The sequence below is a fragment of the Amycolatopsis azurea DSM 43854 genome, assembly GCF_001995215.1.
Classification (GTDB): Bacteria; Actinomycetota; Actinomycetes; order Mycobacteriales; family Pseudonocardiaceae; genus Amycolatopsis; species Amycolatopsis azurea.
Genome location: NZ_MUXN01000013.1, coordinates 167006 through 181842, shown reverse-complemented (window position 1 = coordinate 181842; position 14837 = coordinate 167006). Strand labels below are relative to the sequence as shown.

Here is a 14837-nt window from a genome sequence, read left to right as displayed (position 1 = left end):
CACGTGGAACAACCGTCTCTCGAAACTCAGCGCGCGCTGCTGGTGCGGATCGGCAAACTCGTCCGCGCGAACGTCACCGACGAAAAGGCACCGGCCGAGGTCGCCTTCCGGCAGGCGGGCGACCACACCGAACTCCGCGGCCGGAACACCGCGACCCCCGCCGAACTGGGCGGGCTGCTCACCGAACTGCGGGCCGGGATGTACGAACCCGGCCGCGGCACCTGGCTGCACGCGCGCTACACGCTCCGCCCGGACGACACGTTCGACTTCGACTTCCAGCTCGACACCGAACCGCACTGGACCGAGCAGCCCGCGCCGAACCACTACCCGGACGAACTGGGCAGGTTCCCGCGCGACGACGAGCGCATCCCGGACTGGTGGCGGCTGCGCGCGCAACTCCCGCTGGGGATCGTGTTCCGGCACGCGCGGATCGTCGACGCCTACGTCGAGGGCAAACCGCCGGTGGTGGACCGGCCGCCGCTGGGCGAGGCCGAGGTCCCGCTGATTCTGCAGTACCTGGAACGCGAACCGTGTGTGCTCTCGGGCGCCGAGCTCGGCAAGGACATCTTCGCCCCGGACGCCGAGCCGGAGGTCCCGGAGACCTACCAGACCGACGGCCGGTGGATCTGGCACGCATCGGTGCCGCACTACCTGCGGAAATACGGGATCCCGCCGGAGCCCGACCTCGTCGCCCGGATCCGCGCGCAGCAGTACCAGCCGCCCTACGTCGAGCACCTGGTGCGGCGCACCGCCGAAGCCGAGCTGCTCGGGACGCCCCGGCCGAAGCCCGGCCGTTCGGACGTGAAGGTCACCGAAGGCGACATCGCGGCGAAGCTGGAATCAGCGCCGAGCCCGGATCTGACCGACGAAGAGCTTCTCGTCGTACTGGTGCGCCGTCTCGGCGAGCACGGTGTCTGGCCGGAGGCGTACCGGATCGGCAACCGCGCCGACGGCGCCTGGTGCCTCAACTTCACCGCTTCGGGGTGGGAGGTCGCGGCGCACGCCGACGGCGGCCCGGTGACGCCGAAGTACTTCGATCGCCTGGAGGACGCCGCCCAGCAGCTGCTCGGGGCGCTCCTCCTGCACCCGGCGAGGATGACGGCCGGACACGAGACGCCGTTGGAGACGGCGAAGGAACTGGGCGACTGGCCCATCCAGGCCGCCGCCGGTGAGCCTCCCCTCACCTTGCTGCGGAACAAGCGCGTCAGCCGGTTGGCGGCCGGTACGGTCGTACTGCGGTTCGGTGCGGAAACCGGCAATCTGGTGCATCACAGCGGGGTACGGTTCGCCACGACGTCCCTGCCGTTGGAACGGGAGAACACGGAACGGTCCTACCGGCTCCGGCGCCCGCTCCACGTGATCACCGGCATCACCGTGCCCTGGGCGAACCTGCCCGGCGGCGCGGTGGCCCACGTGCTCGCGAAGACCATCGCCGAACACGTGTCCGACGGCAGCCTGGAGAGGATCGAGTAGGTGGAATCGGCGGAAGCGGTTGCCAAGGTCGAGGAATGGCTGCGTGCGGTGCACGGTCCGGACTTCTCGGCCCCGGACGGCGCCGGCCTGCGGGTCGACCACGACAAGGTCCTGCGGATCCCCGAGGGCTGGCTGGTCCCGTACAACACGATCGCCTACCTCGACGAGGGTCACGCGGAGAAGGAGATCTTCCCGCCGCCGTCGGTGATCGTCCGCGAACCGGACGGCGAGCTGCGCCAGGCGCATCCGCAGCCGGGCGGGCTGAGCGTCCCGGTGGCGTTCCCCGGCCAGGAGAACTGGCGCGAGGTCGTCGATCCCGAGTACGCGAAATCGGGTCTCGGTCACCTCGGGGTGCCGCTGCAGGCCGTCGCGGGCTGGGTCAAGGTCGGCCCGGAAGGCCAGCAGACCGGTGAGGAGCGGGAGAACCCCGAATACCGGGCCGGGCCGATCCGGCGCGGCTACCCGAAACCGCAGAACAAACTCGAGACGCTGCTCTCGTTCGCCAGCGTCGGCTGGCTGACCAGGGAACTGTTCCTGATCGGGCTGCTCCGCTGCGAGGTCTACGTCCCGGCGGACGCGGAGACCGGCAAGACCAGCCGGTTCTATTTCAACGCCGACCGCGGCGAGCTCAAGGTGTTCAGCTCGACCCGCAACCTGCCCTCGCGCGAGCACGGGTACTGGCAGGTCGACATCGCCACGCTCGCCGGTTACGAGGCCCCGCCGAACCTGGTGATCAACGGGGGCCCGGCGACGTTCGAGGACGTCGGGGGCGCCGAACTCGCGGAGATCGCGCAGCGCTTCCCGCGCCGGGAGCCGTCCGTCGACGTCACCGACCGCTGCCCGGAGGCGCAGGAGGACCTGGCGCGGATCGCGGAGGACACCGCGACGCGGATGGGGCTTCCGGAGCCGGTCGCCCTGCCGCTGGGCGCGGCCGAAAAGGCCCGCAAACGCGGTTTCGAACTGACCGTCGAGGAATGCCAGAAGACCGTGCTCGGCCAGTCGTGGCTGCGACGGCTGAAGCTGCCCGAGCCGCCGCCGGGACGACCGAACGACCTCCGCGCGAACGGTCTCGCGCCGTCGTACGACGACGAGGGCCAGATCGTGCCGAGGCTGGACACCTTCGGCAAGTACTTCGAGCGCGACACGTCCGGCTCGAAGTTCGGCTGGCAGCGGGTCACCGGCGCGTACGTCGGCTTCGCGATCGGTGAGGCGCTCGGCGCCGCCGTCGACCGGATGCGGCTCGACGAGATCCACGCCGCCTACGGCCCGGACGGCGTCACCGATCTCCAGGTCGCCTACGACCTGCCGGGGCGGATCGGGCCGCTCACCCAGCGGCTGCTGTTCGCCACCGAGGCCGTCATCCGCAGCCCACACCGCGAGCAGCCGGAGTCGCGGGAGGCCGAACAGGCGCTCGGCACGGTCGCCCGCAACGCGCTCCTGCGGTGGCTCTACACGCAGGGCGCGCCGCTGGAGAACCCGGACGGCTGGCTGGTCAAGGTCCCCGAGCTGAAGGTCCGGCGCGAGGCGGACGGCACCTCCGACGCGGCGCTCAACGCCATGTACGCCCTGGCCACGGTCGCGCCGAACGCGGTGCCGATGTCCGGTCCGGAGGCGTTGGTCTCGGCGCTGCCCGCGGCGATGACGGGCGCGGGCCACGGCAGCGGACTCAGCGGCGGTTCGCGCCAGGCGGTGCGGAGCCTGGTCGGCATCACCCATCCGAACGAGGTCGACCTCGAAGCGTCGACCTATCTGACCTGGTTGTTCGAACCGGCGCTGACGTCGGAGGCGTTCAGCTACCCGATCTGGAACCTGACCCGCGAGATCTTCTCCGACGCGAACCCGGACCAGCGGGGACCGGTGTGGGCCGAGCTGAAGAAGGTGGTCGCCGACGCGGTGCCGTTCTTCGGCAAGCACGGGCTGCCCGACCTGCGCATCCCCGAGCTCGTCGGCGACGGCAAGACCACGCTCTCCGTGCTGGGCCGCGCGTTCGCCGCGCTGTCCGGCTTCGAGAACTACCCGGAGCAGGCGCTGCTGCGCTCGGTGAACCACGGCGGCCGGAGCGCGCTGACCGGCGCGATCGCCGGTGCCCTGCTGGGGGCGCGGACCGGGATCCCCGGCCTGCCGCAGAAGTGGGTCGAGCAGCTGGAGCTGCGGTACCTGATCGAGAACATCGCCACCGACGCGTTCTGGCACTTCGACCGGCATTCGGCGTTCGGCGTGCTGGGCGACCAGTGGGCGAAGCGGTACCCGCGCTGGTGAACGGGGTGTATTGGCGAGGATGGGGAGCATGAACGCAGAGGAAGCCGCCGGCCGCGTCGAGGAGTGGCTGCGGACCCTGCCGGGGGACCGGAGCGGCGCCGCGGAACTGCGCGTCCGCGCCGACCACGTCGTGAGCGCCACCGGCGGCTGGAACGTCACGTACAACACCGTCGGGTGGATCGACGGCTCCGACCCGAGCACCGGGCTGTTCCCCAGCCCGGTCGCGTTCGTCCCTGAGGACGGCGGCGAGATCCGGCTCGACCTGGCGGCCATGGCGTCGTCCACCGGCAACGGGACGGTGACCGACGGACCGGTCGAGGACGGCTTCACCGAATGGGCCGAGGTCACCGACCCGGAGTACGACCGTGAAGCGTTCGCGGCCGTCCCGGTGCCGAAGGGCGCGGTGCTCCGCTGGGAGCAGCGCACGCTCTACGGCCACCCGACCGGCGCGGTCCGCGAGAACCCCGACCACCGCCCCGGTCCCGGTTACCACGGCCTCCCGGTTCCGGCTTCGGTCGCCGAGAAGGCGTTCCAGTACCACTACAACGGCTGGTTCGACCTGGACGAGCTCTACGCCGCGGTCCTCGACCTCGACTTCCTGATGGCCTACGAAGACGACAAGCCGGCGCAGTACGTCTCCCAAGACCGCACGATGCTGATCCTCTTCGTGGTCACCTCCCTGCCGAAGAGGAACCCGAAGCACGTCCGGTTCCTGCGGACTCAGCCGCGGGACATCATCGCCTTCATCGTCGGGCAGCTGGGCAAGACGGACGGCGTCGCCCTCTCGATCGACAAAGGGCACGAGGCGGGCCGGATGCTCGCCTTGCAGAAGCTGGAAGAGCTCGCGAAGGAGACGCCCAGGCCTCAGCCGGCGAAGTCGCCTGCGCGGGTGACGGTCAGCGAAGAACAGATGGTGAAGAGGGCGCTGAAGAACGGCTTCGAACTCACCGTCGAAGAGATCGAGTCCTACCGTCGCGCGTTCGAGCTCGCGGTCGCCACGGCGCGCGCCCGCTTCGAACACCGTCAGGCCCCCGAGCTCCCGGCCGACCTCTGGGCGCACGGACTGGTCACGAAGTACACCTCCGACGGCGACGAAAGGCCGTCGGCCTGGGACTTCGGCAAGTTCTTCAGCTGGGACATGGACGACCAGTCCCAGGCCTGGTTCCGGATCGTCGGTGCCTACATCGGCTTCGCGCTCGGCGACTCGCTCGGTTCCGGCGCGGCGCTCGGCGGGCTGACCCGCCAGCTGCTGTTCCACACCGAATCGGTCATCCGCGCGCTGCCCGGGGTCGCCGGTGAGCGCGAGTTCCCCGCGTCGATGCCGCCCGGCGGCCGACCCGACAGCTGGATCACGAAGGTGACCGCGCACGCGGGCTCCGCACCGGCCGAGTTCTCGTCGATGCTGGCGATGGCGCTCGCCGCTTCGGTGACCGTCGGCGCCTCCGGTCATTTGAACGGGCACTACGTCATCAAGGTGGTCCGCGAACTGGTCGGTTCGGGCGCGCCCGCCGACGTCATGACGAGCACCGAGTTCCTCGCGATCCTCTTCCGGCGGCTGAACGCCACCGGCGACCTGAACCGCACGCTGCACGCGTACCTCGAAGCGCTCGTCGAAGACCCGGACGTCTACTTCGAAGACTGCGGTGAGCGGCTCGACGCCGCGGTGCTCGAAGCGGCGAAGACCGTCGTGGCGCTGCACAAGGACTTCGGCGGCGAAGACGCCGAACAGTTCGACGGCATCGGCGATGGTCGCGGCGCGGTGTCCGTGCTGGCCAGGGCGTTGTTCGCGGCCATGAAGCGCGGACACGAGCCGGAAGCGGCCCTCACCCTCGCAGCCCGCGGCGGTCCGGTGATCGCCGCGCTCACCGGAGCGCTCACCGGAGCCCGCACCGGCGTTCCCGGACTGCCCGGCGAACGGGTCGCGGCGCTGACCGACCTCGGGCTCGTCGAGGACATCGCGACCGACGCCTACTTCTACTTCCATCGCTTCGGCCTCGAACGCGAGCCGGGAGAGCGGCAGATCTGGGACACCAGGCGCTACCCGCGCGAGGCGCGACCGGAGCCGGAACCGGACCGCGCGCCGCCGGAGCCGGACCACACGACGTGGCTGAAGGACCCGGCCGTCCGCTCCCGCTGGCGCGGCAGCCTGCTCGCCGGGGCGATCGGTGACGCGCTCGGCGCGAAGACCGAATTCGACTCCATCGACAAAATCCGGGAGATCGCCGGACCGGACGGGATCACCGATCTCATCCCGGCGTACGGCGGCGTCGGCAAGTTCACCGACGACACCCAGATGACGCTGTTCACGCTGGAGGCGATGATCCGGGCACACGCCCAGGAGCGCCGGACCGGCGAAGAAGTCCACTTCGCGCGGTCGGTGCAGATGGCCTACCAGCGCTGGCTCCACACGCAGGGTGTCGACTGGGCCCGCGCCCGCGGCCCGAAGTCGGAGCTGGCCGAGCCGGACGGCTGGCTGATCGGCCACCGTGACCTCTTCAGCCGTCGCGCTCCCGGCCTGACCTGCTTCAGCGAGCTGGAGGCCTACGGGAAGTCCGGCGTGATGGGCAGCATCGACCGGCCGGTCAACAACTCCAAGGGCAGCGGCGGGGTCATGCGGGCCGCCCCGCTCGCCCTGTGGTCGAGCGAGCGGCACAAGGTGTTCTTCGCCGGCATGGTCAGCGGCGCGCTCACCCACGGTCACCCGAGCGGCTATCTCTCGGCGGCCGCGCTCGCGGTGATCGTGCACGAGCTCCTCAAGGGGAGTTCGCTGCTCGAAGGGGTGAAGGTCGCCCAGGACCAGCTGGAGTGGTGCAGGGGTGCCGAGGAGCAGCGCGAAGCACTCGATCAGGCACTGGCGCTGGCCGGACAGGGCGGTCCGCCCACTCCCGAGAAGATCGAGACGCTCGGCCAGGGCAACGTGGGCGAGACGGCGCTGTCGATCGCCGTCTACGTCGCCCTGACCACGACGGACGCCAACGCCGCGCTGCTCGCGTCGGTGAACCACAGCGGCGACAGCGACTCGACCGGCTCGGTCTGCGGAAACCTCGTGGGCGCGATGTACGGCGAAGAGGCCTTGCGGACGGACTGGCTGGAGAAGCTGGAACTGGCCGAAGTGATCGGACAGCTGGCGGACGACGCGCTCGCGGAGTTCGGCGGGACCGCCCCGGGTGACGACCGGTGGTACACCCGCTATCCGGCCCACTAGATTGACCTCCGGTTTGGGGATCTTGGGGAGGGGACACGAAGTGCGTTACCGGGTTCAAGCGGCAGAGCGGCCGGATGGCCTGTACGCCGTATGGGGGGACACCGTCTTCGCGGCCCAGCGGTCGACCGAAGACGGCACGTTGCTGCTCATCGCGCCGCCGGGGGAAGCGGCGCCCGAGGGCTTCGACCGCGACTGGAACGGGCGGCCCGCGCGGGTCGTGCTGAACGGCGAGGTCGGCGTGACCTTCAGCCTCCAGTCGTACGGGCGGTTCGACGACGAGCACTTCCAGGTCGCGCCGCAGACCGGCGGTGGCGACCTGACCTTGCGCTGGGCGGGCGAGGACGCGGCCCGCGCGGCCGAACTGGGCCTCACGGACTTCTCGACCACGGCCGCGCCGTCGCGGCTGACGGCGTTGTGGCAGACCAGGCACGACTTCGTCGAGTCGCCGGAGGCCCGGCCCGAGATCGGCACGGGCGACCAGCCGCCGCTGCTGCGCGCGATCGGACGCACGCTGCTGCGGGTGCTGCCGCCGGGCTGGCAGCGGGTCGGCGCCCAGTTCCGGCAGGTCGGCGACTACTCCGAGCTGGAGGTCCGCTCGGTCGGCGACGAGGGCAACGGCCCGGTGTCGGTGTCCCTCGCGGCCCCGCCGGAGCTCGGCTCGCTGTTCGCGCGGCTGCGCGCGGCGATGCACCAGCCCGAGACCGGCACCTGGTTCCAGGGCACCTTCACGCTGGACTCGGAGTCGCACTTCGACTTCGACTTCGACGCCGAACAGGAACCGACCTGGCGGATCGCGCCGAACGAGGGCGGGAAGCCGTCGCCGCGCACGTACGCGACCGAACTCGCGATCTTCCCGCGCGACCCGAAGCACGTCCCGGCCTGGCTGTCGGCCAAGGCCGGGCTGCCGCTGGACACCGTGTTCCGGCACGCGAAGGTCGCCGACGCGCACAACGAGGGCGAACGTCCCGTCGTCAACCGGCCGCCGGTGCCGCCGGACATGATGCGCGGCGTCCTGGACTACCTCTTCCGCTCGCCGGTGGCGGTGTCCCGGCCGGGTCCGCAGCCCGACATCTTCACCCCGAACGGCCCGCCGGACGTGCCGAACGCCTTCCACACCGACGGCGTCTGGATCTGGCCCGCGGCCGTGCCGCACTACCTGCGGAAGTACGGGGTGCCGCCGGAGCCGGAGCTGGTCGAGCACATCCGGGCCGCCGGGTTCCGGCCGCCGCCGGTCGGCGAACTGGTGCGGGCGACCGCCGAGGCGGAGATCGCCGGCAAGCCGCGGCCGCCGCAGACCGCCGCCGACCTGCCGGACGAAAGCGTCCGCGCCCGGGTCGAACGCGACGGCGAACCGGTCCGCGACATCCGGGCCGCCGAGGTGCTGGAAGTCCTCCACCAGCGGCTGGCCGAACACGGGGTGGCGCCGACGTCCTACCGGATCGGCGCGAACGCGGTGCCGGAGCCGGGTCTCTGGACGCTGCGCCGCGCGGAGAACGGCTGGGAGGTCTCACGGCCGCCGACGGACGAGCCGGTGGCGTTCGCGACCCTCGAAGAGGCGGCGCGGTTCTTCCTCGGCACCCTGCTGCTGTACCCGGCACGGGCCGCGGTGGGCGCGAACGAGGAGGCCGACAACCCGGCCGACTGGCCGATCCTGCCGCTGCGGGGCGAGCCGCCGCTGAACTTCTTCCGCCGCAAGCGGATCGTCGTCCTGCCCGCGGGCACCACGGTGCAGCGGTTCGGGAACGAGACCGGCAACCTCGTGCACACCGAGACGGCGAGGTTCGCCGAGACGTCGCTCGCGGCGGAACGCGAACGGGAGCGGCGGCTGTACCGCGTCCTGCGTCCGCTGCGCGTGGTCACCGGCATCACCGCGCCGTGGAACGGGGCGCCGGGCGGGGCCGTGGCCTACGTGCTGCCCCGGCCGCTCGCCCAGCACCTCGAATCCGGCGCGCTGTCCCGCGTTTAGTGCGGTAATGGCCAAACTCAGGAAGCGGTGATGAGCACCGCGGGAGACCACCAGTAGTCCGCCAGCGGCTCGATCCGGATGCCGGTGAAGCCCGCCTCCTTCAGCTGCGAGGCCCAGTCGGTGGCGGGCTGCTCCCAGTTCGTCCGGCCCGCCCCCGGTTCGACCAGGCCGAGCAGGACCGGCAGCAGGAACCCCTGCGCGACCAGCGACGCTTCCTTGCCGTACTCCGAGATCCCGCGTTCATAGCGCTTGACCAGGGAGATCAGGTACTCGTCGGAGTCTTCGTCGTACTCGGGAACGTCGAACTCGGCGAGCACCAGGCACGAGGTCCGGGGCCGGAGCGTCCGCAGGACCTCGGTGCGCTCGGCGGTCTGGATCGACTGGAGCGCGAAGGTCGACTGCGTCAGCTGCCATTGCCTGTCGTCGTCACGGGCGAGGAACTCCTGCGCGGTGGCCTCCCAGGTGTGGAGGCCGTGGGTGCCGTCGAGGTGCTTGCGCGTTTCGGCGAGCAGCGCGCTCGACGGTTCGACCAGGTCGATCCGGCCGGGCTGCCGGTCCGCCTGTTCGAGGGCGGGGACGACGGCGAGCCCGTCGCCGCAGCCGAGGTCGAGCAGGGAACCGACGCTCCCGTAGCGCCGCGCGAGCATGGCGCTGAGCTGCCGGTAGAGCTTGACGTTCCCGCCGCCGCGGATGAACGCGGTGAACGCGGCGGGCTGGTCGTAGACACCTCCTCCGCCGCCTTCGGTCAGATACCGGTGCAGTTCGACGCCGAGCGTGGATCCGGCACTTCCGGCGAGGTCCGCTGCCTTGGCCTGGTCACCGCCGCGGTACGCGATGAGCGCTTTGACCAGGACGTCCGTTTTCTTCATGTTCTCCTGTTTACCGTCAGAACGGCACCCAGAGGGTGACTCTGGTGCCATTGCCCGGAGCCGACTCCACCCTGGCCGTCCCGCCGACCTCGTTCAGCCGGGCGGTGATGGACTCGCTGATCCCGAAACCGGCGGGCCGGGAGTCGAGGCTGAACCCGGCGCCGTGATCGCGGGTGATCACCGCGACGCCGCCTTCCTGCTCCTCGACGCGCACGACGACCTTGTCCGTCCCGGCGTGCTTGAGGGTGTTGCGCAGGGACTCGCGGACGGCGTCGCGGATGGCGATCTGCCGGACCTCCGAGAGCGTGTCGTCGTCGAGTTCGGCGATCACGAGCTGGGCGCGCAAACCGTCGCGCGCCATCTCCGCCGCCAGCGACGCGAGCTTCTCGCCCAGCGGCCGCGAGCCGGCCTCGGACCGTTCCGAAGCCTCGTTCTCGATCGTCTGCCGCAGCTCCATCGACTGCGCCCTGGCCAGCCGTTGCACCTCGGCGAGCCGGGTGGCCGGGTCGCCCTTGTTGGCCAGCGCGATCGCTTCGAGGGTCTGCAGCACGGAGTCGTGCAGGATCCGGTGCTGGCGGGCGCGTTCGGCGATCCGGCCGTTGCGGATGCCGTACGCGAGGGCGAGCCGGGTGCCGAGCCCGATCAGGACGAGGGCGCCGCTCGCGGTGAAGAGGACGCCGAGCATCGCCGGGAAGCCGGTCATCGCGTCGCCGGGCGCGGCGTGGCCGGTGCCGAACAGGGACGCGAGCATCCGCACCGGGAAGCTGACGACGGCCAGCGCCGCGGCGGCGGGCATCCCCAGCGCCAGTGCCAGCAGCGCGACCTCGCCGAGCAGGTGCTTGCCCGGCACCGCCATCGCCTCGGTGAACACCGAAGCCGGCACGAGCGCGCCGACGGCCAGGGGCGCGAGCAGCGTGAACGCGAGGTCGACGGCCAGCAACCGGACGGCGTGCTGCGGGCGGAACGGCGCCGAACGCAGCATCCACCGGATCCCGTACAGCGAGAGCGCGACCGAACCGAGGGCCACCAGCCCGACCGGGCCGATCCCGACTATGCCGTGCGTGGAGACGTAGACGCCGAACGTGCCCGGCACCGCGAACAGCCGGTAGACCAGGGGGACGAGGGCGACATAGCGGGCGGCCCTGAGCAGCAGGTTGTCGCGATAAGCCGTGTCGACGGGACCGGACATCTGCTGGATCCGCCGCAGCGCCCGCATCGGTGTCGGGTCGCCGACTTCGTCGGACAGTTCGCTCGTCGCCGTGGCCAGCGCGGGCGCGCCACGACGCAGCAGCGTCACCAGAAAACTGGACGGCCGCTTCGCCATGGAATTTCCCCCTGCCCGGAGCACCGGCAGGAGTATCTCCGCTTACGCCGTATGGATCCAGAGACCAACGGGGTTTATCTCAGCTGATGACCAAGAAATCCATGACGAACCGGGCATCTGGAGTAGGTCGAAGTCACCTCTCCTGACCCCGCGCTCCGCAGATACGTCGCCCCCTCGCGCTAGCCTGACTTGCATGCTCACCAGGCTGGAGGTGCAGGGGTTCAAGAACCTGCTGGACGTACAGGTCGACTTCGGCCCGTTCACCTGTATCGCGGGTGCGAACGGGATCGGCAAGTCCAACGTGTTCGACGTCATCGACTTTCTCTCGCACCTGGCGTCCGGCACCTTGATGGAGGCAGCCCAGCAGGTACGCGGCCCTGCCGACGGACGGAGCGGCGATCCGCGAGACCTGTTCTGGGATGGCTACGGCGACCACGATCGTGAGATCCACATCGCGGTGGAGATGCTCGTCCCGGCCACGGTCGAAGACGATCTCGGCTCGCCCGCACTCGCGACCACGACGTTCCTTCGGTACGAACTCGGACTCGGTTACACACGTCCGGACGGTGAAGCCAGTGTCGGAAGGCTTGCCTTGCTGTCCGAAAGACTGGTTCACATCAACCGCGGTGAAGCAGCCGAGCATCTGAAGTTCGCTCACAGCGCCAAGAAGTTCCGAAACGCCGTGGTAGTGGGGCGACGAAGCGGTGGACCGTATCTCTCGACGGGCACTCACGAGAGCGGCCTGGTGATCAATGTGCACGGCGACGGCGGGAGCTCCGGCAGGCCCCAGCCACGCGCTGCGGCACGAGCGGGCCGAACGGTCTTGAGCAGCATCACGACGAACGACCACCCGACGATTCTCGCCGCACGCCGCGAAATGCAGAGCTGGCGGAGGCTCGCACTCGAGCCCTCCGCGCTTCGAACCCCGGACGGATTCACCGACCCTCGTTCGCTCGGTTCCGACGGTCGTCATCTCGCGGCCGCGCTCTTCCGGATCGCCCAGGACAACGTGAACAGCGGAGTCGCGCCGGACGCGGACGCCGTCTACGCGCGGGTCGCCGGTCGGCTCGCCGACCTCGGTGACCTCGGTGTCGAAAGCCTCTCCGTGGAACCCGACCAGGTTCGTGAGGTGCTCACGCTCTTCCTGGAGGAACGCGGCGGGCTCAGGCTTCCGGCGCGCGCTCTCTCAGAGGGAACGCTGCGTTTCCTGGCGTTGTGCGTCCTGCTCGAGGATCCCACGGTGACCGGCCTCATCTGTATGGAGGAGCCGGAGAACGGGATACATCCGGCCAATCTGGAAGCCATGATCGACCTGGTCCGCGACCTCGCCGTCGATCCGGACGAACCACCGGACGCCAACAACCCGTTCCGGCAGGTCATCATCAACACTCATTCGCCCGGCGTGGTCCAGCTGTGCAGTCGCGAGGACATCCTGGTCGCGGACAACCGCCTTCAGGCCGCACCTGACGGGAACACGACAAGAGCGCTCTCGTTACTTCCTCTGGCCGGCACCTGGCGGGCCAGAGGAGCGACAGTGACGGCCACGGACGCCGATCTGGTCGTTTACACGACCGCTCCACCCGGGGTCCAGATCAAGCTTCCGATGGATCTGGTCGGCTGATGGGGAACACCATGCGCGGCCTGTTCGTCGCTGAAGGTAGTTCCGATCATCCCCTGGCAGGACTGGCCGAGCTCCTGTTTCGGGATCGGGGCGTCGACCTCCGTCTGACGATGCCGCCATTCGAGCAGCTCCGAGGTGTCCCCAAGGATATTGAATCAAGGGTGAAGGCCGGCCTGAGACTCATGGAGAACCGGGTGGACCTCGTCATGGTTCATCGCGACGCCGACAACGTGGGCAGTCTCGCGCGCCGCGAGGAAATCGCCGGCGCGCTTGGAAAGACCGCGGCTCCGGCGTGGTGCCCGATCATCCCCGTCCGCATGACCGAAGCCTGGCTGCTGCTGGACGAGACTCTCATCCGCCAAGTCGCGGGAAACCCGCGTGGCAAGGCAGCCCTCGGACTGCCGAAGCTTCACGAGGCCGAGAAGGTGGCCGACCCCAAAGAACTTCTCCGGTCCGCGTTGCTCGCCGCCGCCCAGTCGACAGGCAGGCGACGCGAGCGTGACGGGAAACGGTTCAACCAGCAGCGGAGACAACTTCTGGAACGGCTCGACAGGCATGGTCCGGTCAGCAAACTCTCCAGTTGGCAGCAGCTGTTGACCGATGTGGACGCCATCGCGACGTGACGCTAGCCGCCGATGCCGTTCTCGGCGGCCCACTTCTTCAGCTCGGCCACCGCGTCGTCGTGCTCCAGCGGACCGCGGTCGAGCCGCAGTTCCTTCAGGTGCTTCCACGCCTTGCCGACGTCCGGCCCCGGCTTGAGCCCGAGGATCCGCATGATCTCCTCGCCGTTGAGGTCCGGCCGGACCCGGTCGAGGTCCTCCTGCGCCTGGATCGCCTCGATCCGCCGCTCGAGGTCGTCGTAGGTCGCCTGCAGCGCGGCCGCCTTCTTGCGGTTGCGCGTGGTGCAGTCGGCGCGCACCAGCTTGTGCAGCCGGGGCAGCAGGTCGCCGGCGTCGGTGACGTAGCGCCGCACCGCCGAGTCCGTCCATTCGCCCTTGCCGTACCCGTGGAACCGCAGGTGCAGGAACACGAGCTGGCTGACGTCCTGGACGATCTCCTTCGAGAACTTCAGGGCACGCAAACGCTTGCGCGCCATCTTCGCGCCGACGACCTCGTGGTGGTGGAAGCTCACGCCGCCGCCGGGCTGGAACTCCCGCGTCGCGGGCTTGCCGACGTCGTGCAGCAGCGCCGCGAGCCGCAGGATCAGATCCGGCTCGGAGGTCGGTTCGTGCGAGGACTCCAGGTCGATCGCCTGCGCGAGCACGGTCAGCGAGTGCTGGTAGACGTCCTTGTGCTGGTGGTGCTCGTCGATCGCGAGCCGCATCCCGGGCACCTCGGGCAGCACGCGGTCGGCGAGCCGGGTGTCGACCAGCAGCTCGATACCGGGCCGCGGGTCGGCCGCGAGCAGCAGCTTCGACAGCTCGGCCTGGACGCGCTCGGCGGTGATCCGGTCGATCTCCTCGGCCATCGACGTCATCGCGTCGATCACCCGCGGCGCCGCGGTGAACCCGAGCTGCGCGGAGAAGCGCGCGGCCCGCAGCATGCGCAGCGGGTCGTCGGCGAAGGACTCCTGCGGGGTCGCGGGCGTGTCGAGCACCCGGTCCTGCAGCGCCTGGAGCCCGTCGTACGGGTCGACGAAGGTCTGGTTCGCGAGGTCGATCGCCATCGCGTTGACCGTGAAGTCGCGGCGAAGCAAATCTCCCTCGATGCTGTCGCCGAAGGTGACCTCGGGGTTGCGGCCGACGCGGTCGTAGCTGTCGGCGCGGAACGTGGTGATCTCCAGGGTCATGCCCTGCTTCGTCACCCCGACCGTGCCGAACGCGATCCCGACGTCCCACACCGCGTCGCCCCAGGCGCTGACGATCTTGAGGACCTGGTCCGGCCGGGCGTCGGTGGTGAAGTCGAGGTCGCTCGACGGCCTGCCGAGCATCATGTCCCGGACGCTGCCGCCGACCAGGTACAGGCCGTATCCCGCCTTCGCGAAGAGCTTCGCGAGCTCGTCCGCCAGCGGGGAGATGCGCATCAGCTCCGTCACAGCGTTCTGCATCGCAGTGCTCTTCCCCGCAATCGCCTGCCCGGCGACCACCTTGTTCACGACAATCCCACCACGATTTGGATGT

General features: G+C 70.0%; 9 protein-coding genes. 6 read left to right on the top strand and 3 right to left on the bottom strand.

Translation table 11 applies throughout. The features are described from left to right. The first annotated feature begins 3 nt into the window (after positions 1–3). From B0293_RS18200 to B0293_RS18185, 4 genes are read left to right on the top strand one after another with little or no spacing between them, the layout of a single operon-like run. Positions 4–1473, top strand: coding sequence for a TNT domain-containing protein (locus tag B0293_RS18200; protein ID WP_005154430.1), 1470 nt, complete (start codon positions 4–6; stop codon positions 1471–1473). Beyond that, the gene (locus tag B0293_RS18195; protein WP_005154432.1) at positions 1474–3732 is read left to right on the top strand and encodes an ADP-ribosylglycohydrolase family protein; all 2259 of its coding nucleotides are present in this window, start codon (positions 1474–1476) and stop codon (positions 3730–3732) included. It begins immediately after the preceding gene. Positions 3733–3760: 28 nt separating this feature from the next. Beyond that, a complete protein-coding gene (locus tag B0293_RS18190) occupies positions 3761–6937 on the top strand; it encodes an ADP-ribosylglycohydrolase family protein (RefSeq protein ID WP_005154433.1) in 3177 nt (1058 codons plus the stop codon). 40 nt (positions 6938–6977) lie between these two features. Continuing rightward, complete coding sequence (locus tag B0293_RS18185) at positions 6978–8903, top strand: TNT domain-containing protein (RefSeq protein ID WP_005154434.1); 1926 nt, start codon at positions 6978–6980, stop codon at positions 8901–8903. Between the two features lie 17 nt (positions 8904–8920). On the opposite strand, the gene B0293_RS18180 is transcribed toward B0293_RS18185, so the two are convergent. Both B0293_RS18180 and B0293_RS18175 read right to left on the bottom strand, forming a co-directional pair. Further along, complete coding sequence (locus B0293_RS18180) at positions 8921–9772, bottom strand: class I SAM-dependent methyltransferase (RefSeq protein WP_005154436.1); 852 nt, start codon at positions 9770–9772, stop codon at positions 8921–8923. Between the two features lie 16 nt (positions 9773–9788). Beyond that, positions 9789–11096 carry a sensor histidine kinase gene (locus B0293_RS18175; RefSeq protein WP_005154454.1) on the bottom strand — a complete coding sequence of 436 codons (1308 nt, stop codon included), beginning with the start codon at positions 11094–11096 and terminating at the stop codon, positions 9789–9791. A gap of 193 nt (positions 11097–11289) precedes the next feature. On the opposite strand from B0293_RS18175, the gene B0293_RS18170 reads away from it, so the two are divergent. Then, positions 11290–12717: an AAA family ATPase gene (locus B0293_RS18170; protein ID WP_005154455.1), complete on the top strand. Its 1428-nt coding sequence runs from the start codon at positions 11290–11292 to the stop codon at positions 12715–12717. A gap of 11 nt (positions 12718–12728) precedes the next feature. Then, on the top strand, positions 12729–13340 hold the full coding sequence (locus B0293_RS18165) for a hypothetical protein (RefSeq protein ID WP_245191904.1): 612 nt from the start codon (positions 12729–12731) through the stop codon (positions 13338–13340). Positions 13341–13342: 2 nt separating this feature from the next. Here the strand turns inward: B0293_RS18165 and B0293_RS18160 are convergent, their stop codons facing one another. Further along, positions 13343–14764, bottom strand: coding sequence for a CCA tRNA nucleotidyltransferase (locus B0293_RS18160; RefSeq protein ID WP_039916611.1), 1422 nt, complete (start codon positions 14762–14764; stop codon positions 13343–13345). Between the last annotated feature and the right edge of the window lie 73 nt (positions 14765–14837).